At 68.6% G+C, this 19,177-nt stretch carries 15 protein-coding genes; 9 read left to right on the top strand and 6 right to left on the bottom strand.

Annotated elements, in window-relative coordinates; all coding sequences use genetic code 11:
* The first annotated feature begins 80 nt into the window (after positions 1-80).
* Complete coding sequence (locus CG719_RS10465) at positions 81-2,324, top strand: ABC transporter family substrate-binding protein (RefSeq protein ID WP_100568254.1); 2,244 nt, start codon at positions 81-83, stop codon at positions 2,322-2,324.
* A 66-nt stretch (positions 2,325-2,390) separates the two neighbouring features.
* On the opposite strand, the gene typA is transcribed toward CG719_RS10465, so the two are convergent.
* Positions 2,391-4,298, bottom strand: a complete 1,908-nt coding sequence (gene typA, locus CG719_RS10460) for a translational GTPase TypA (protein WP_100568253.1) — start codon at positions 4,296-4,298, stop codon at positions 2,391-2,393.
* Positions 4,299-4,586: 288 nt separating this feature from the next.
* Between typA and CG719_RS10455 the strand changes: the two genes are divergently transcribed.
* The 8 genes from CG719_RS10455 (at position 4,587) to CG719_RS10420 (ending at position 12,835) form a co-directional block, all read left to right on the top strand.
* Positions 4,587-4,775, top strand: a complete 189-nt coding sequence (locus tag CG719_RS10455) for a hypothetical protein (RefSeq protein ID WP_100568252.1) — start codon at positions 4,587-4,589, stop codon at positions 4,773-4,775.
* Between the two features lie 611 nt (positions 4,776-5,386).
* Positions 5,387-7,036, top strand: coding sequence for a peptide ABC transporter substrate-binding protein (locus CG719_RS10450; protein WP_100568251.1), 1,650 nt, complete (start codon positions 5,387-5,389; stop codon positions 7,034-7,036).
* 190 nt (positions 7,037-7,226) lie between these two features.
* Complete coding sequence (locus tag CG719_RS10445) at positions 7,227-8,153, top strand: ABC transporter permease (protein ID WP_234375502.1); 927 nt, start codon at positions 7,227-7,229, stop codon at positions 8,151-8,153.
* Between the two features lie 33 nt (positions 8,154-8,186).
* A complete protein-coding gene (locus CG719_RS10440; protein ID WP_100568250.1) occupies positions 8,187-9,110 on the top strand; it encodes an ABC transporter permease in 924 nt (307 codons plus the stop codon).
* Positions 9,111-9,161: 51 nt separating this feature from the next.
* On the top strand, positions 9,162-10,208 hold the full coding sequence (locus CG719_RS10435; protein ID WP_100568293.1) for an ABC transporter ATP-binding protein: 1,047 nt from the start codon (positions 9,162-9,164) through the stop codon (positions 10,206-10,208).
* Positions 10,201-11,361: an ABC transporter ATP-binding protein gene (locus CG719_RS10430; protein ID WP_100568249.1), complete on the top strand. Its 1,161-nt coding sequence runs from the start codon at positions 10,201-10,203 to the stop codon at positions 11,359-11,361. Before CG719_RS10435 ends, CG719_RS10430 begins: the two co-directional genes overlap by 8 nt.
* 147 nt (positions 11,362-11,508) lie before the next feature.
* Positions 11,509-11,952, top strand: coding sequence for a VOC family protein (locus tag CG719_RS10425; RefSeq protein ID WP_100568248.1), 444 nt, complete (start codon positions 11,509-11,511; stop codon positions 11,950-11,952).
* Between the two features lie 292 nt (positions 11,953-12,244).
* Positions 12,245-12,835 carry a GNAT family N-acetyltransferase gene (locus CG719_RS10420; protein ID WP_234375501.1) on the top strand — a complete coding sequence of 197 codons (591 nt, stop codon included), beginning with the start codon at positions 12,245-12,247 and terminating at the stop codon, positions 12,833-12,835.
* A 39-nt stretch (positions 12,836-12,874) separates the two neighbouring features.
* On the opposite strand, the gene CG719_RS10415 is transcribed toward CG719_RS10420, so the two are convergent.
* The 5 genes from CG719_RS10415 to CG719_RS10395 form a co-directional block, all read right to left on the bottom strand.
* Positions 12,875-13,885, bottom strand: coding sequence for an ABC transporter ATP-binding protein (locus CG719_RS10415; protein ID WP_100568247.1), 1,011 nt, complete (start codon positions 13,883-13,885; stop codon positions 12,875-12,877).
* 26 nt (positions 13,886-13,911) lie between these two features.
* Positions 13,912-14,943, bottom strand: coding sequence for an ABC transporter ATP-binding protein (locus tag CG719_RS10410; protein WP_100568246.1), 1,032 nt, complete (start codon positions 14,941-14,943; stop codon positions 13,912-13,914).
* A gap of 9 nt (positions 14,944-14,952) precedes the next feature.
* Positions 14,953-15,933 (bottom strand): ABC transporter permease, encoded by a 981-nt coding sequence (locus tag CG719_RS10405; protein WP_100568245.1) that lies wholly within the window; start codon positions 15,931-15,933, stop codon positions 14,953-14,955.
* 84 nt (positions 15,934-16,017) lie between these two features.
* Complete coding sequence (locus CG719_RS10400) at positions 16,018-17,802, bottom strand: ABC transporter substrate-binding protein (RefSeq protein WP_100568244.1); 1,785 nt, start codon at positions 17,800-17,802, stop codon at positions 16,018-16,020.
* Positions 17,803-17,866: 64 nt separating this feature from the next.
* Positions 17,867-18,889, bottom strand: a complete 1,023-nt coding sequence (locus tag CG719_RS10395; RefSeq protein WP_100568243.1) for an ABC transporter permease — start codon at positions 18,887-18,889, stop codon at positions 17,867-17,869.
* Positions 18,890-19,177: the final 288 nt, after the last annotated feature.

Genomic DNA, 19,177 nt, shown 5'->3' with positions numbered 1-19,177 from the left:
GATGAACACCAAAATACCGCCAAATGCGATCAAACCCTACCCGTGCCACCGGCGGGAGCGGCTCCACGGAGGTAGCACAGATGTCCTACGACGGTGTCGGTCCGCGCGCGGTCATGCGCTCGGTCGCCTTCCTGACCGCGGGCGCCCTCGCGGTGCCCCTGCTCGCCGGCTGCAGCTCGGACGACGAGGGCAGCAAGCCGCTGGCCGCCCAGGACATCGCGCCCGCCGCCCGCAACCAGATCACCGACGGGGGCAGACTGCGCTGGGCCGTGGACGCGATGCCGCAGACGCTGAACACCTTCCAGGCGGACGCCGACGCCGGCACCACCCGCATCGCCCAGGCAGTGCTGCCCGCCATGTTCCGGCTCGACGCGAACGGCCGTCCGCAGCGCGACGCCGACTTCCTGGAGTCCGCCCGGGTGGTCGAGACCGAGCCCAAGCAGGTCGTCGTCTACCGGCTCAACCAGCAGGCCGTCTGGAGCGACGGCCGCGAGATCGGCGCCGCCGACTTCGCCGCCCAGTGGCGCGCCCTGTCCGGCAAGGACTCGGCGTACTGGACCGCCCGCAACGCCGGGTACGACCGCATCGAGAAGATCGAGCGCGGTGCCAGCGACCTGGAGGTCCGCGTGACCTTCGCCCGCCCCTACGCCGACTGGCAGTCGCTGTTCTCGCCGCTGTACCCCAAGGACGTCATGGGCACCGCGAACGCCTTCAACGACGGCGCCCGCAGAAAGCTCGCGGTCAGCGCCGGACCGTTCGCCGTGCGGAAGATCGACACCAAGTCCAAGGACATCGTCCTCGGGCGCAACCCGCGCTGGTGGGGCCACCCGGCCAAGCTGTCCGAGATCGTGCTGCACGAGGTGCCGGGCGACAAGCGGGCCGCCGCCCTCGCCGAGGGTTCCGTGGACGTGGCCGACATCGAGCCCGGCGACGTCCAGCGGATCACGGCCGCCGTCCAGGGCGGCAGCCCCTTCCGGGGCCCGGCCGGCGGCCGCACCGCCGCCAAGGCGCTGCGCTCCTGGGCGGTGCTGCACGGCTCCGACGACAAGGCCGCCGGCCGCGAGCGCCGCGCCCTGGCGGCGGAGCGCACGTCGCTCACCGCCTATCTGCGGCAGCAGGAGTCACTGCGCGACTTCCAGGTGCGCAAGTCGCTGGAGCCCTCGTACACCCAGCTCGCCCTCAACGGCTCCGAGGGCCCCCTGGCCGACGAGCGGGTCCGCCAGGCGGTGGCGCACGCGCTGGACCGCAAGGAACTCGCCGAGATCGTCCTGAAGCCGCTCGGCCTGCCCGCGGTCCCGGTCGGCAGCCACCTCGCCCTGTCCGGCCAGAACGCCTACGCCGACAGCAGCGACGCCCTCGGCGGCGAGGACGCCGCCCAGGCGCGGGACCTGCTCGCGGACGCCGGCTGGGTGCCCGGCCCGGTCAAGGAGCAGAAGGACGCCAAGAAGGCCGAGAAGGCCAAGAAGGGGGACAAGGCGGCCGGCGGCGAGGGCCACGGCTCGCAGAACTCAGCCGGCGACGGGACGTACGTCGTCGGCCAGAACGACGACGTGGAGGACGGCAAGGGACCCGGCCGGAGCGAGCAGGACCGGGACCACAAGGACCAGGAGCAGAGCGGGCCGGGCGGCAGCGGCGCCAAGCAGCTCGCCCAGGACGGCAGGCAGTACACCCACGACCACCTCAGGCAGGGCGGCGCGCCCGGTGCCTACGCCCCCAAGGGCACCGCCGCTCCGGGACCCGCCGCCGCGGGGCCGCTGGCCAAGGACGGCAAGCCGCTCACGCTGCGCTTCGTGGTTCCCTCGGGCCCCGGCTCGGACACGCTGCGCAAGGTGGCCGACCGGGTGACGGCCATGCTCGCGAAGGTCGGCATCGGCACGGAGATCACCAAGGTCCCCGACGAGAGCTACTTCCGGGACCACATCGCCTCCGGCCAGTTCGACCTCGCGCTGTACTCCTGGCCCGCCTCCGCGTGGCCGGCCACCGACGCCCGGCCCATCTACGCCAAGCCGGTGCCGGCCGCCGACGGCTCCCTGAACGTCCAGCAGAACTACAGCCGCGTCGGCACCGACCAGGTCGACCAGCTCTTCGACCAGGCCCTCACCACCCTGGACGAGGGCGAGCAGGCGGGCCTGCTGCGCAAGGCCGACGCCCGCATCTGGGCGGCGGCCGGGTCGATCCCCCTCTATCAGCGCCCCCAGCTCACGGCCGTCCGCAGGAACCTCGCGAACGTCGGGGCCTTCGGCTTCCAGACCCCCGTCTACGAGGACATGGGCTTCCTGAAGAAGGGGGCGCAGCCGTCGGGCGGCGCCTCGCCGAAGGGCTGACAGGCCCGAACACGCCGGCAGGCGCCGCTCCGGAGAGCGGCGCCTGCCGGTTGGTGTGCCCGAGGGTCAGGAGTGCTTGGCGCGGCTCGCGGCGCGGGCGCGGTCGCGCTGGTCGAGGACGACCTTGCGGATGCGGACCGCTTCCGGGGTCACCTCGACGCACTCGTCGTCGCGGCAGAACTCCAGCGACTGCTCCAGGGAGAGCTTGCGCGGCGGGACGATCGCCTCGAACGAGTCGGCCGACGACGACCGCATGTTCGTGAGCTTCTTCTCCTTGGTGATGTTGACGTCCATGTCGTCGGAGCGGGAGTTCTCACCGACGATCATGCCCTCGTACACCTCGGTGCCCGGGTCCGTGAACAGCACGCCGCGCTCCTGAAGGTTGGTCATCGCGAACGCGGTGACGGCGCCGGAGCGGTCGGCGACCAGGGAGCCGTTGTTACGGGTCTGCAGCGTGCCGAACCAGGGCTCGAAGCCCTCGTGGATGGAGTGGCCGATGCCCGTGCCGCGGGTCTGGGTCAGGAACTCGGTGCGGAAGCCGATCAGGCCGCGGGAGGGCACGACGAACTCCATGCGGACCCAGCCCGAGCCGTGGTTGGACATGTTGTCCATCCGGCCCTTGCGCACGCCCATGAGCTGGGTGACGGCGCCCATGTGCTCCTCGGGCACGTCGATCGTCATGCGCTCGACCGGCTCGTAGGTCTTGCCGTCGACCTCCTTGGTGACCACCTGCGGCTTGCCGATGGTCAGCTCGAAGCCCTCGCGGCGCATCTGCTCGACCAGGATGGCCAGCGCCAGCTCGCCGCGGCCCTGCACCTCCCAGGCGTCCGGGCGCTCGGTGTCCAGGACACGCAGCGAGACGTTACCGATCAGCTCGCGGTCCAGACGGTCCTTGACCTGGCGGGCGGTGACCTTGCGGTCCTTGACGACCGCCTTCGCGTCCGCGCCCTTGCCGGTGCCGCCGCGGCCGACCAGCGGGGAGGTGTTGGTGCCGATGGTCATCGAGATCGCGGGCTCGTCGACCGTGATCAGCGGCAGCGCGATCGGGTTCTCGGTGTCCGCGAGGGTCTCGCCGATCATGATGTCCGGGATACCGGCGACGGCGCAGATGTCACCGGGGCCGGCCTTCTCGGCGGGCTTGCGGGTGAGCGCCTCGGTCATCATCAGCTCGGAGATCCGCACGTTCTGCACGGAGCCGTCGCGCTTGATCCACGCGACCGTCTGGCCCTTGCGCAGCTCGCCCTGCTCCACACGCAGCAGCGCGATACGGCCGAGGAAGTTGTCCGCGTCCAGGTTGGTCACGTGTGCCTGGAGCGGGGCGGCCTCGTCGTAGGTGGGGGCCGGGATGTGCTGGAGGATCGTGGAGAAGAACGGCTCCAGGCTGGTGGAGTCCGTGGGGACCGTGCCGTCCTCGGGCTTGGTCAGCGAGGCGATGCCGTCCCGGCCGCAGGCGTAGACGATCGGGAACTCGATCTGGTCCTCGTCGGCGTCCAGGTCCAGGAACAGGTCGTAGGCCTCGTTGACGACCTCGTCGATCCGGGCGTCGGGCCGGTCCGTCTTGTTGATGCAGAGGATGACGGGCAGCCGGGCCTGAAGGGCCTTGCGCAGCACGAAGCGGGTCTGCGGCAGCGGGCCCTCGGAGGCGTCGACGAGGAGGACGACGCCGTCGACCATCGACAGGCCGCGCTCGACCTCGCCGCCGAAGTCGGCGTGGCCGGGGGTGTCGATGATGTTGATCGTGATGGGCTCCCCACCGTCCTTGGGGTGGTACTTCACCGCCGTGTTCTTGGCGAGGATCGTGATGCCCTTTTCACGTTCCAGGTCGTTCGAGTCCATCATGCGCTCGTCGACCTGGTCGAGCTGGTGCGCGGCGAAGGCGCCGGCCTGCTTCAGCATGCCGTCGACGATGGTGGTCTTGCCGTGGTCGACGTGGGCGACGATGGCGACGTTGCGGATGTCGTGGCGCGTGGCCATAGTGAGGCGTACTCCCGAAGTGTGCGGACGACCTGCGCGTACGTCGGTGTTACGCGGGCCCTGCCGGGCGGGGACCCGCCACGGCCTCACCCCATCGTACGGGGTCCTGTCACCCTGTCGTCGTCCCCGACCGACGCGAAGGCCGCAACCGGCCGCAAGCTCACGTTTCTCTCAAGTCGCTGGTATCCCTTTGGATCACGACTGTCTACTTTGACCTGACCTCGTCATTCGGCGAGGCCGGGAACCCGGCCGGGACCAGGCCGGGCCAGTGGAAGCGGGGAGAAGACAGTGACCAAGAGGCTGATGTCGGCGGTGGCGGCCACGGGTCTGGCCACGGCGTCCGGCCGGGAGGTCACCGCCGGGGCCGGCTACTCGGCCGGCTGGGTCATCTCCAGCATGGACGCCCATGTCTCCGGGACCCTGAGCAAGGCGGGGGAGAAGACCAAGGAGACGAGCGAGTCGGTCACCTACTGCTGACGGTCCCCGGGCCCTGCGGGGCCCGCTGACCGGGACGCGCCGCCGCTCGGTGCGCGTCGGACGCGGCCGGGGTTCCGCCGGGAGCCGCGGCCGCGCTCCGTTCGCAGGTGGGATCGGCCGATCGAGGGTTTTCCCTAGGGAACGGCCCGGGGCCGCTCAGGGATCGCGTAGGCGACCCCGCGGCGCTAAGGTGGCGCAAATGTGCACACCCGCCGGTAGGTGTGTCCTGGTTCCTCCCGCTTGCGGCGTCAAGAGCATGACTCCGCCGACGAGCGCAACTGATTTCCCGTCAGATTGTCCGCTATCCGGACGTGTGATTCCGATAGTTGTGTAACAAGTCCGTTTCGCAGGGATCTTTCGCGAAACGGTTTGTCCGGATTTTGGAAGATGTAGCTGCCAGGTGTGATCGAACCGAGACCGAATGGCAGTGGTCCGAGCGGTGAGCGATGGCAGATAGTTAGGCGCGTAGAGCTCGGGTCGACGGGTCATGCGCAGCAGGAGGCGCCGACTCACGAGCGTTGCGGGTGCACGTGTACTTTCCCCGTTCTTCATGACCGTGGGAAGTCGTGTGCTCCGTCTTGCGGTGAACACAGGACTCAGAGGAGGAACCCATGCGTGGTGCCAGGAGCGCCAAGTGGGTCGCTGGTGCAATCGTCATAGCTCTGGCTGCGACCGCCTGCGGAGGCGGCGACGACAGCAGCAGCGGCAGCAAGGGCTCCGGCAAGGACGGTGGCTCCTTCCGGATGGGTATCACCGAGCCGGTGGCCATTGACCCTTACAACGCGCAGGAGTCCGAGGGCATCCTCGTCACGACCAACCTGTTCACCGGTCTGTACCTGCCGACCGCGGACGGTCAGGTCGTTCCGGCGCTGGCCACCTCGAAGAAGGTCAGCAAGGACGGCAAGACCTGGACCTTCGGCATCAAGAAGGACACCAAGTTCACCAACGGTGAAGCGGTGGACGCCGAGTCCTTCATCCGCGGCTGGAACCGCGTGGCGCAGAAGTCGGCCGCGTCCGACGTCGCCTACCACATGGCCGGCGTCGATGGCTTCGGCGACGTGCAGTCGGGCAAGGCCAAGACCCTGTCCGGTCTGAGCGCCCCGGACCCGTACACCCTCCAGGTGAAGCTGTCCGCGCCGGACTTCGAGTTCTACGTCAAGCTCACGCACACGGTCTTCAGCCCCGTCCCGAAGGTCGCGGGCGACGCGAAGAACAAGGCGTACAACGACGCCCCCATCGGCAACGGCCCCTTCAAGATGTCGGGCAAGTGGGAGCACAACAAGTCGATCACGCTCGTCCGCAACGACGACTACGGCCTGACCAAGGCCCACCTCGACAAGGTGCAGATCGACATCCTGAACTCCAACAACGGCAGCACGCTGGAGTACCAGGGCTTCGAGTCGGGCCAGTACGACTGGGCCCGTATGCCCACCCCGCAGCTGCCGGCCGCCAAGGCCAAGTACGACCCGCAGGGTGAGTGGCTCGAGCAGGACACCAACGGTATGAACTACCTCCTGCCGATCACCGACAACGGTCCGCTGAAGAACGTCAAGGCGCGCGAGGCCGTCTCCTACGCGATCAACCGGGACGCCATCATCAAGGGCGTCTTCCAGAACATGCAGAGCAAGTCGACGACGATCCTGCCGCCGGCGTTCAAGGACGTGTACCAGAAGGACCTGTGCACCTCCTGTGTCGCGCAGGACACGGCCAAGGCCAAGCAGCTCGCCAAGGAAGGCGGCCTGAAGCCGGGCACCACCATCGAGCTCGGCTACAACACCGGTGCGGGCCACGAGGAGTGGATCCAGGCCGTCAAGCAGCAGCTCGAGGACGTCCTCGGCGTCAAGGTGAAGGCGACCGGCAAGCCGTTCGCCGAGCTCCTCGGCGACCAGCAGAAGCCGAACGCGACCGGTCTGTACCGCTTCGCCTGGGGTGCCGACTACCCGACGCCGGACAACTTCCTGTTCCCGCTGCTGGACACCGCGTCCATCAACAAGGACGCCTCCGGCAAGGTCACCGGTGACAACCGCGGCCGCTACAGCAACAAGAAGTTCGACGACCTGCTCGCCAAGGCCCGCGCCACCGAGGACGAGTCCGGCCGCAACGCGATCTACAAGGAGGCGGAGAAGGTCGCCATGGACGACATGGCCCTGATCCCGCTCTGGAACCGTCACCAGCTGCGCCTCGCCAACACCAAGAAGTTCGACAACATGGCGATGGACTTCCACGAGGACCCGAACCTCGCTGAGATCAAGCTGAAGTAACGGGTCGCCGCGCACGGCGCGGAATCCGGAAACCGGGGGTCGTGGGGTTCGAGCTGGGGCTCGGACACCACGACCCCCGCCGACCGTCGGGAGGGGTGTGATCCACCTCACCCGCCCCCACCCCACCCCCCCCACATTCCGGGGCGCGAGGGAGCTGCTGAGGAAGTGGCAGCGAGGTAGAGAGGCAGTTATGGGAAGGTACGTGGTCCGCAGGCTGGGCCAGCTCGTCGTGGTCGTGCTCGGCGCGACGATGATTCTGTTCGCCTGCCTGTTCGTGATCCCCGGTGACCCGGTGGGTCAGATCGCCGGCAGCGACAAGGCGCGGGACCCGGCCGTCATCGCGGAGATGCACAAGCAGTACGGGCTCGACAAGCCGCTGGTCGTCCAGTACGGGACCTACGTCGGCAAGCTCGTCACCGGCGACCTGGGCACGGACTACACGCAGAGCCGGCCCGTGACCGAGATCCTGGCCCCGAAGCTGGGGAACACGGCGAAGCTGGCGATCGCGGCCATCGTGATCGACGTCGTCATCGGCATCTCGGTCGGCGTGCTCGCCGCCATGCGCAGATACTCCATCTGGGACGTGTCGGCGACCTTCCTCACGACCCTGGCCATCGGCGTGCCGTCCATCGTGCTCGGCATGATCATGCAGAGCATCTTCGTCATCAAGCTGGGCTGGTTCCCGCTGATCGCCGGTGACAGCTTCGAGGGCATCGTGCTCCCCGCCATCACCCTCGCCATCATCGACGCGGCCCTCGTGGCCCAGCTCGCGCGCAGCACGATGCTCGAGGTTCTGCGCGCCGACTACGTCAAGACGGCCATCGCCAAGGGCCTTCCCCGCCGGACGGTGCTCGCCCGGCACATCATGCGCAACTCGGTCATCCCGGTGATCACCTACCTGGGAATCTCCTTCGGCTCGCTGCTCGGCGGCGCCATCATCACGGAGACGATCTTCAACTGGAACGGCATCGGCCTCGCGCTGATCCAGGCGATCGGGCAGAACAACAACCCCATCATCGTGGGGGTCGTGACGATCGGTGTGGCGGTCTTCGTCGTGCTGAACCTGATCGTCGATCTGCTCTACGCCGCTCTCGACCCGCGCATCCGCCTTGCCTGACCCGCAGGGTCGTTTTCCTCTAGGAGTCACACAATGACCGAACTCGTCTCGGACACGGGAGAGCCGACGACGGCCGGCCCTGCCCCCGCGGGCCCGAGCGCCGAACCCAGCGTCGCCAGGGTCAGTCAGTGGTCCGACATCCGGCACCGCTTCTTCGCCAACAAGCTGGCCGTGGTGGGCCTGGCGATCATCGTCGTCCTCATCCTGGTCGCGATCTTCGCCCCGCTGCTCGCGCCGTACGACCCGCTCAAGCAGAACCTGATGAACACGCTGCAGTCCCCGGGCGGCGATCACCTGCTGGGCACCGACGCCCTCGGCCGCGACCAGCTCTCCCGCCTCATCTACGGCAGCCGCATCGCCCTCGTCGTGGGTCTCGCCTCGATCCTCGTGGCCCTCACCATCGGCATCGTGCTGGGCTCCCTGGCCGGTTACTACGGCCGCTGGGTCGACACGGTGATCATGCGCGTCGCCGACGTCTTCTTCGCCTTCCCGCTGCTGATCGGCGCCATCGTCATCATCCTGGTGATGGGCCGCGGCGTGCTGCCGGTCGTGCTCTCGCTCGGCATCTTCACCTGGGCGACCTTCGCCCGCCTGCTGCGCAGCCAGATCCTCTCGGTGCGCGAGATGGACTACGTGCACGCGGCCAAGGCGCTGGGCGCGAGCCAGGGGCGGATCATCCGCAAGCACATCCTGCCGAACTCGCTGACGTCGGTGCTGGTGTACGGCACCAGCAACGTCGGTATCGCGATCGTGGCGGAGGCGTCGCTGTCGTACCTCGGCGTCGGCGTCGACCCCGAGGTCGCCGAGTGGGGCAACATGATCTCCGCGGGCCGCGGCTTCATGGGCGTCAAGGACTTCATGTGGACGTACCCGAGCCTCGCCATCGTCATCACCGCGCTGGGCTTCATCCTGCTGGGCAACGGCCTGCGCGACGCGCTCGACCCGAAGCTGCGGTGAGGTACCGCCATGAGTCGAACCCCTGTGACCAAGCACGATGAAGGTGACGGCATGACCAGCCTGGAGATGGCACCCAGCAACGCCGGGGCGGACGGGACCGCGCCGCTCCTCGAAGTCCGCGACCTGCACGTGGAGTTCAAGGTCCGTGACACCGTGACCAAGGCGGTCAACGGCGTCAACTACAGCGTCAGGGCGGGCGAGACGCTCGCCGTGCTCGGTGAGTCGGGCTCCGGCAAGTCCGTCACCGCGCAGGCGATCATGGGCATTCTGGACAGCCCGCCCGGACGGATCGCCAAGGGCGAGATCTTCTTCCAGGGCCAGGACATCCTGCGCCTGCCGGAGAACGAGCGGCGCAAGCTGCGCGGCGCCAAGATGGCGATGATCTTCCAGGACGCGCTGTCCTCGCTCAACCCGGTGCTGTCGGTGGGCTACCAGCTCGGCGAGATGTTCCGGGCCCACCAGGGCATGTCCAAGAAGGACGCCAAGGCCAAGGCCATCGAGCTGATGGACCGCGTGCGCATCCCCGCCGCCGCCCAGCGCGTCGGCGACTACCCGCACCAGTTCTCCGGCGGTATGCGCCAGCGCATCATGATCGCCATGGCGCTCGCCCTGGAGCCGGACCTGATCATCGCCGACGAGCCGACCACGGCTCTCGACGTGACCGTCCAGGCCCAGGTGATGGACCTGCTCGCGGAGCTTCAGCGCGAGTACAACATGGGCCTGATCCTGATCACCCACGACCTGGGTGTGGTCGCGGACGTCGCCGACAAGATCGCGGTGATGTACGCGGGCCGGATCGTCGAGACCGCGCCGGTGCACGAGCTGTACAAGCGCCCCGCGCACCCGTACACCAAGGGCCTGCTGGACTCGATCCCGCGCCTGGACCACAAGGGCCAGGAGCTGTACGCCATCAAGGGCCTGCCGCCCAACCTCCAGGCGATCCCGCCGGGCTGCGCGTTCAACCCGCGCTGCAGCATGGCGCAGGACGTCTGCCGCACCGACGCACCGCCGCTGGTGCCGGTGACCGAGCGCGACGGCACGGAGCTGCCGGGCCGCCGCTCCGCATGCCACTTCTGGAAGGAGACGATCCATGGCTGAGCCCACGAAGCTCGCGAAGGACAACGAGCCGCAGGACGACGCCACGCCGAACGTCTCCGAGGTGGACACCGTCGACGCGGCCTCCGAGGAGGCGGCGGTCGCGGCGATCGACGCGCCCGTCGAGCGCGGCGAGCCGATCCTCCAGGTCCGCAACCTGGTCAAGCACTTCCCGCTGACCCAGGGCATCCTGTTCAAGAAGCAGATCGGCGCGGTCAAGGCCGTCGACGGCATCTCCTTCGACCTGTACCAGGGCGAGACCCTGGGCATCGTGGGCGAGTCCGGCTGCGGCAAGTCCACCGTCGCCAAGCTCCTGATGAACCTGGAGCAGGCGACCGCGGGCGAGATCTTCTACAAGGGCCAGGACATCACCCGGCTGTCCGGGCGCGCGCTGAAGGCGGTGCGCCGCAACATCCAGATGGTGTTCCAGGACCCGTACACGTCGCTCAACCCCCGTATGACGGTGGGCGACATCATCGGCGAGCCCTTCGACATCCACCCCGAGGTGGCCCCCAAGGGCGACCGGCGCCGCAAGGTGCAGGAGCTGCTGGACGTCGTCGGTCTCAACCCGGAGTACATCAACCGCTACCCGCACCAGTTCTCCGGCGGTCAGCGCCAGCGCATCGGCATCGCCCGCGGCCTCGCGCTCAACCCCGAGGTCATCATCTGCGACGAGCCGGTCTCGGCCCTGGACGTGTCCGTCCAGGCGCAGGTCATCAACCTGATGGAGCGACTCCAGGACGAGTTCAACCTCTCCTACGTCTTCATCGCGCACGACCTGTCGATCGTCCGGCACATCTCGGACCGCGTGGGCGTGATGTACCTCGGCAAGATGGCCGAGATCGGCAGCGACGAGCAGATCTACGAGCACCCGACGCACCCCTACACCCAGGCGCTGCTGTCGGCGGTTCCGGTGCCGGACCCGGACGCCCGCGAGCACCGGGAGCGGATCATCCTGTCCGGCGACGTGCCGTCCCCGGCCAACCCGCCCTCGGGCTGCCGCTTCCGCACCCGCTGCTGGAAGGCGCAGGACAAGTGCGCCGAGGAGATCCCGCTGCTCGCCGTGCCCGAGCGCTTCAAGGGCTCGGACTCCCCGGCGGCCCACGAGTCGGCCTGCCACTTCGCCGAGGAGAAGGACGTCGTCGGCGCGGCGTGACCCGCTGAGCGGAACAGCCTGATCCCCGACTGGTTCCCGGTACCGCAGGACGGTGCCGGGAACCAGCCGTATCAGCAGGCCGTTTCCTGATCGGCGGGCGAGGTCACCGGGTGACGTCACGGGGCGGCGGAGGAGGGGAGCGGCTGAGTGACACTGCATCACATCGAGCTCTGGGTGGCGGACCTGGAGCGCGCCCGCGCCTGCTGGGGCTGGCTCCTCGAACGGCTCGGCTGGTCGCCGTACCAGGACTGGCCGGCGGGGGTGAGCTGGCGGTCCGGCGACACCTATCTCGTGATCGAGCGGTCCCCGGCCCTGCGCGGCGACCGGCACGACCGGCTCCGCCCCGGCCTCAACCACCTGGCGTTCCACGTGCCCACCCGGCGCGGGCTCGACGCCCTGGTCACCGAGGCGCCAGGGCACGGCTGGACGCTGATGTTCGCCGACCGCCACCCGTACGCGGGCGGCCCCGGGCACTACGCCGCCTACCTGGAGAACACCGACGGCTTCGAAGTCGAGCTGGTGGCCCGCCCGGAGACCCCCGGGTCCCCGCCGGACGCACCGGCCCCCGGCCCACCCGGCGAACACCCGTGACACCGAGCACCACCCACGCCCCGAACACCGCCCGCATGCCAAGCGCCCTTGCGCCGGGCGTGCCCCGCGCCGGGCGACCTGCACCGGACGGCTCGTGCCGGGCACCTGCACCGGACGGGCGTTGCGCCGGGCGATCCCGTGTCGGGCGACCTGCACCCTGCGATCCCGCGCGGGGAAGCCTGGGTACCCCGTGCCGGGCGACATGCGCCGGTCGGCGTTGCGCCGAGCGACCCGCGCCGGGCGGCCCCCGCGCCGTTCGGATCGATTCCCTACTGCCCCCAAGGAGCACCCCATGACGGAGACCACGGCGGCGAACGCCCTGCCGTACACGGAACTCGACGGCTTCGGCCTGCGCCTGCGGGCCTGGCGTGAGGACGACGTGCCCTCCGTGCTGAAGGGCCTGAACGATCCCGAGTCGCTGCGTTGGTCCTCCATGCAGGCCGGCCCCATGGACGAGGCCGGAGCGCTGGACTACGTCGCCACACGTGCCGAGCACTGGAAACAGGGGAGGCACGCGCCGTACTGCGTCACCGACGCCGTCACCGAAGAGGTGCTCGGCAGCGTGGAACTCCACAAGATAGAGCGCCGCATGGGCCACGCCGGGGTCGGTTACTGGCTCCTGCCCGAGGCGCGCGGCCGCGGCACGGTGACCCGGGCCGTCGAGCTGTGCGTCCGCTGGGGCTTCGAACAGCTCGGCCTGCACCGTATCGATCTGGGGCACGCCGTCGGCAACACGGCCTCCTGCCGGGTCGCCGACCGCTGCGGCTTCGCCTACGAGGGCGTGCTGCGCGGCTTCCTGCCCGCCGCCGGTGAGCCGGGCACGTACTACGACACCCACCTCCACGCGAGACTCGCGACGGACCCGTACCCGGCCGTCGGCTGAGCGTGCCGGGTGGCCCGCACCCGGCCGTCCCCGTCGGTCTCAGGCCTCGCTCCCGGCCCCCTCGGGAAAGTGGCAGGCCGTCAGATGCCCTTCTGCGCTGCCCTCCACCCGCACCAGCGGCGGCGCCTCGGCGGCGCACCGGTCCGTCGCCTTCCAGCAGCGGGTCCGGAAGCGGCAGCCCGAGGGCGGGTTGACGGGGGAGGGCACATCGCCGGTGAGGCGGATGCGCTCACGGCCCGGGGCGTCCTCGGCACTCAGCTCCGGGACGGCGGAGAGCAGGGCCCGGGTGTAGGGGTGGCGCGGATTGCCGTAGAGCTCGTCGCGGTCGGCGACCTCCACGATCCTGCCCAGGTACATCACCGCGACGCGCTGCGAGAAGTGGCGTACCACGGCCAGGTCGTGGGCGATGAAGACGAACGCGATGCCCAGGTCCTTCCGCAGGCCCTGGAGCAGATTGACGACCTGCGCCTGGATGGACACGTCCAGCGCCGAGACGGGTTCGTCGGCCACGATCAGCTTGGGTTCGAGCGCCAGCGCCCGGGCCACGCCGATGCGCTGCCGCTGCCCGCCGGAGAACTCGTGCGGGAAACGGTTGTAGTGCTCGGGGTTGAGCCCCACCGTCTCCAGGAGCTCCCTGACGCGCTTCTCGCGCCCACCGGCCGGCTCGATGCCGTTGATCTCCATCGGCCCCGAGATGATTTTGCCGACGGTCTGGCGCGGATTCAGCGAGGCGTACGGGTCCTGGAAGATCATCTGGATCTCGGAGCGCACCGGGGCCAGTTCCCGCCGCGAGGCGTGCGTGATGTCCTGGCCGCGGTACGCGATCCGGCCGCTCGTGGGTTCCAGCAGGCGTGTGATCAGCCGTCCGGTGGTCGACTTGCCGCAGCCGGACTCGCCGACCAGACCCAGGCTCTCGCCCTCGGCGACGCTGAAGTCCAGCCCGTCCACGGCCCGGACCGCGCCGACCCTGCGCCGGAACGGAAAGCCGCCCATGATCGGGAAGTGTTTGGTGAGTCCGGAGACGTCCAGGAGGGGAGTGGTGCTGCTCATGGTGGTGAAGTCCCGTCTCTTGTACGTCAGTTGGGCCGTGTGGTTCCGGCTGGGTCGGCGAAGCACCGGGCACGCTGCCCGCTGCTGAGGTGGCAGGCGCTGCCCCGTCCGTCCACCACTTCAAGCGCCGGCTGCTCGGTGGCACACCGGCCGCCGCCGACCTCCTCGGTGAAGGAGCAGCGGGGGTGGAACCGGCAGCCGCCCGGCGGGTCGAGCAGGCTCGGCGGGGTGCCGGGGATCGGCGACAGCGGTACGTCCACGGGCCCGTCGAGCGTCGGCATCGACCCCAGCAGGCCCAGCGTGTAGGGGTGCTGGGGGGTCCTCAGCACCTCCTTCTTGGTGCCCCGCTCCACGCATCGCCCGCCGTACATCACCAGCACCTCGTCCGCGATGTCGGCGATGACACCGAGGTCGTGCGTGATGAAGATGATGGAGGTCCCGGTCTCCTGCTGGAGATCCTTCAGCAGGTCCATGATCTGGGCCTGCACGGTGACGTCCAGCGCCGTGGTCGGCTCGTCCGCGATCAGCAGCTCCGGATCGCAGACCAGGGCCATCGCGATCATCGCGCGCTGTCGCATACCGCCGGAGAACTGGTGCGGGTAGTCGTCGACCCGCAGGTCGGGCTGCGGAATCCCGACCCTGGTGAGCATCTCCACGGCCCGCTCCCGCGCCTCCTTCCGGGAGGCCCCGGTGTGCTTGCGGAAGGTCTCGCCGATCTGCCGTCCGATCGTGTGGTACGGCGAGAGGGAGGCCAGCGCGTCCTGGAAGATCATGGACATCTTGTTGCCGCGCAGCCGTTCGAGTTCCCGCGCGCTCGCCGTCAGCAGGTCCTGCCCGTCGAGCAGGATCTCCCCGCTGATCTCGGTGTGGTCGGGGTGGTGCAGGCCGAGGACGGCGAGGTTGGTGACCGACTTCCCGGAGCCGGACTCACCGACGATGCCGAGCGTCCTGCCGCGTTCCACGTCGAAGGAGAGCCCGTCGACGGCCCTGACCGTGCCGTCCGCGGTGGGGAAGTGGACGTGCAGGTCCCGCACGGAGAGGAAGGGGGTGCCGCTCATGGTGCTCTCCTAGGCGAGGCGGACGCGGGGGTCGATGACGGCGTAGACGGCGTCGACGACGATGTTGAAGACGACGATGGCGGCGGCCGCGACCAGCACCACGCCCAGGAGCATGGGGAGGTCGTTGTCCCGGACCGCCTTGACCGACAGCGCGCCGATGCCGTGCAGGCTGAACGTCTGCTCGGTGATGATCGCCCCTCCCAGCAGATAGCCCAGGTCGAGCCCGAAGAGTGTGACGATGGGTCCCATGGCGCCGCGCCAGGCGAAGCGGAAGAACACGGTGCGGCGGGAGAGCCCCTTGGCCCGTGCCGTGCGGACGTAGTCCTCGCTCAGGGTCTCCACGAGCTGGGACCGGCTCATACGGGTGTAGTTGGCGGTGAAGATCAGTGCCAGTACGAGCCAGGGCAGCAGCAGGCCCTGGAACCAGCCCGCGGGGTCCTCGGTGAGCGGTACGTCCCGGGGACGGCTGAGGACGTGCCACTGATCGCACAGGTAGTACATCGCGACCACGCCGACGATGTAGATCTGGAGTGAGGAGAAGATCAGCGAGGCCGACGACGCGATCTTGTCGAGGGCCTTTCCCTGCTTGACCGCGGCGATCATGCCGGTGCCGACGCCGAAAAGGACGAAGACCACCGCGCTGCCGAGCGAGAGCGAGAGTGTGACGGGGAAGCGGTCCAGGATGGTGCCCAGAACCGGCTCGTGGTTGTGGAACGAGTAGCCGAGACAGGGCGCGGGACAGTGGCCGAAGGAGGTGTACTCCCGGCCCGCGAAAACGGCCTTCAACCAGTGCCAGTACTGCACCGGCAGCGGATCGTCGATGCCCAGGTTGTGCCGGACCAGCTTCAGCGTCTCGGGCGTGCAGATCTTGCCGCAGGCGACGCGAGCGGGGTCGCGGGGCGCGACGTAGAAGAGGACGAAGGTGATGGCGCTGATGATCAGCAGGATCACGAGCGCGCCGACTGTCCGGCGGACGAGGAAGCGGAGCATGGCGATGGGGTTCCCTGGCAGACGCCGACGAGGGGGGGAAGGGGGGTGGGGCGCCGGTCCCGGCACCCCACCCGTGAGCAGGCGTCAGGCCTTGACGTACAGCTTGTAGAGGATGGCGGCGGAGTACAGCGGGTCGAAGACCGTGTTGCCGACCTTGGAGCCGTACATGTGGAAGCGGCGCTGGTACGTTTCCGGAATGATCGGCGCCAGTTCCTCCATGATCCGCCGGTCCAGCTCGGCCCAGGCCTTGCCGGCTTCCTTCGGGTCGCCGATGGTGACGTTCTTCTTGATCGCCTCATTGACCCAGTCGACGTTCAGCTGGGAGACGTTGTTGCTGCCGTTGCCGATGGTCCCCCCGTCGAACAGGGGCTGCATCATGGTGTAGCCGGTCGGCCAGTCCGCGCCCCAGCCGAACCACATCACGTCGAACTGGTTGTCGATCTGCTGGGCCTGGTCGTAGTAGCTGCTGGACTCGAGCGGCTTGAGAACCGGCTCGAAGCCCGCCTTCTTCAGCGCGTTCTCGATGACGACCTTCGTCCTGTCGTACGTCGGGGACTGCGGGAAGGCATAGACGATCTTCTGGCCGAGCTTGCCTGCCTCCTTCAGCAGCTTCTTCGCCGCCTCCGGGTCGCCCTGCGGCTTCTTCAGCTTGCCGTAGACGTCGAACTTCTCGCGGCCCATGATGTCGGGGCTGAGGATGGTGGTGGCGTAGTCGCCCGCGGAGGGGCCGCCGTAGATCGTGCGGATCTGCTCCAGCGGCCAGGCGTGGTTGAGTGCCTGGCGGACCTTCACGTCCTTGATCCGCCTGGTGTTGATCGCGTAGTAGTACGTGCTGCTCAACAGGCCGTTGTAGGAACGTGCCTTGAGGTCGGGGGTGGTGAGCACCTTCTGGATGCGGTCCGCGGGTACGCCGCTGTAGACCTGGAGCGCGTACTGGTCGTCGCCGGAGTCGGCGATCATCCGGTCGGTCGACTGGAGGGCCTCGGGGCCGAACTCGAAGACGAAACTGTCCGGATAGGCGTTGCGGATCGAGTCGGTCGCCGGGTCCCAGTGCTCGTTGCGCACCATGGTCATCGACTTGTCGACGGTGTGCTTGCTGATCCGGTAGGGACCTGCGGAGACCGGGTCCTTGTCGTACTTCTCCTTGGTGTCGTGCTTGACCGGCACGGCGCCGTAGGAGGTCATCGCCAGTGTGAAGTTGAGGTCCGGGCGGGCTTCCTTCAGCTTGAAGGTGATGCTCTTCTTCGCCGTGTCGAGGACGATGGAGTCGAGGTGCTTGCCGTCGTACGGGCCCTTGTAGACCTTCCGGAAGTCGCTCTCGCCCGTGAGGGCCGCCTGGACGTAGCTCGCACCCTCGGTGGTGAAGGCGGCGAAGCCGCGCTCGATGCCGTGACGCACGTCCTCGACGGTCAGCTCGCTGCCGTCCTCCCACTTCAGCCCGTCCTTCAGGGTGAAGCTCCAGGTCTTGCCGCCGTCCGACATGGTGCCTGCGTCGGTGGCCAGGTCGCCGACCAGCTTCATGGAGCCGTCCTGGGCGATCTTGTACCCGGTGAGCCCCCGGATGAAGAGGTTGCCGCCCGCGGAGTTCCACGCGTAGTAGATGCGCTGCGGGTCGAGGTGGGAGAAGTCGTCGGGCGAGATGCCGCGGATCGTGCCGCCCTTGCGCGCGCCCTCGATCTCGGGCGCCGGTCCCGTGGAGTCCTCCTTCGTGCCGACCGTCACGGTGCCCGTGTACGTGTCGGCACCTCCGTGCCCGCCCGTGCCGCCGTCTCCACCGCCCGCGTCGCCGCTGCTGCACGCGGACAGGACGAGGGAGCCGCCGGCCGCGACCGACGTGGCGATGATGAAGTTTCTCCGGGAAAGGGACATGGCTCCTGCTCTGGTCGGGGGAGGTGGTGATCCGCCGGGCCCGTCGCCCGGCGTCAGTTCTGAATCAGCGCTTGGTCTTGGGGTCCAGCGCGTCGCGCACCGAGTCACCGAGCAGGTTGAAGGCGATCACGAAGATCACCATCGACGCGCCCGGGAAGAGCATGAAGGTGATGTCGTTCTGGTAGACCTCCGAGCCGCGCTGGATCATCACGCCCCAGTCGGGTGTCGGCGAGGTCAGCCCGACGCCGAGGAAGGCCAGGGCCGCTTCGGCGGTGACGAAGACGGGCAGCGCGAGGGTGGTCTGGATCAGGATCGGCGTCCACAGGTTGGGCAGCAGCTCCTTGAAGACGATCCGCGCCGGGGAGGCGCCGGTCACCTTGGCGGCCTCCACGAACTCCCTTTCCCGCAGGGCCAGTACCTCACCGCGCAGCAGGCGGGCGAGGGAGGCCCAGCCGAAGGCCGTGAGGACGGCGATCAGGCTGGTGACGGTCAGCCAGACCGGGGTGTTCTCGTCCGGCGGAACCAGGATGCTGATCATCACCGGCCAGAAGGCGATGAAGAACAGGGTGGACGGGAAGGCCAGCAGGATGTCGATGACCCGGCCGACGAGGTAGTCGGTCCTGCCGCCCAGGTAGCCCGCGGTGATACCGACGACGACGCCCAGCATGGTCACCAGCAGGGTCGCGGCCGACGCGATCAGCAGCGAGTTGCGCATCCCGTAGAGCAGGAAGGTGAAGACGTCACGGCCGAGGCCGGGCTCGACACCGAACCAGAAGTCGCCGCTGATACCGCCGTTGGGCCTGATGGGTGAACCGAAGTCGTTCAGCAGCCCCGGCTGGTCCTGGCCGTACGTCGTGTACGGATCCTTTCCGTACAGCTTCGCGATGAGCGGCGCGCAGAGCGCCACCACGAAGAAGAAGATCACCACATAGGCCGAGACGACACCGGAGCGGTCGCGCTTGAAGCGCTGCCAAGCGAGCTGTCCCGGTGAGCGTCCCTGTCCCTTCGGAGCCGAGGGCCCCGCCTTCGTGGTGCTCTCTTCCGCCACCTCAAGTGAAGTTTTGGCGAGTGGAGTTGGGGAGGTCATGTCGCTCCTGGCCCGGAGAAAGTCGTGGTTCTCCGCAGGACGCACCCACGGGCTAGGCGGACCTTTTCAACGCCATTCATGCAGCGTCAATGTATCCATCTCGGCGTTGGCTTTCTCTTTGGATTCTTGACCAGGACATGACCGTCAGGAGAGACCCGCCTCACCATTTCGTGACCTGGGCGAGAGGATATTTCGGCACCTCTCGAACGAATCTGGTAATGGGTCCGATATCCGTCGCCGCCATCTCGGAATCCGTACATCCGACCGGCGGGGCCGATCGGTGCGGCG

This window comes from Streptomyces sp. CB01373 (genome assembly GCF_002803075.1).
Lineage (GTDB): Bacteria > Actinomycetota > Actinomycetes > Streptomycetales > Streptomycetaceae > Streptomyces.
Note: the sequence above shows the minus strand (reverse complement) of the source record. Positions and strands in the feature narration are given on the sequence as shown.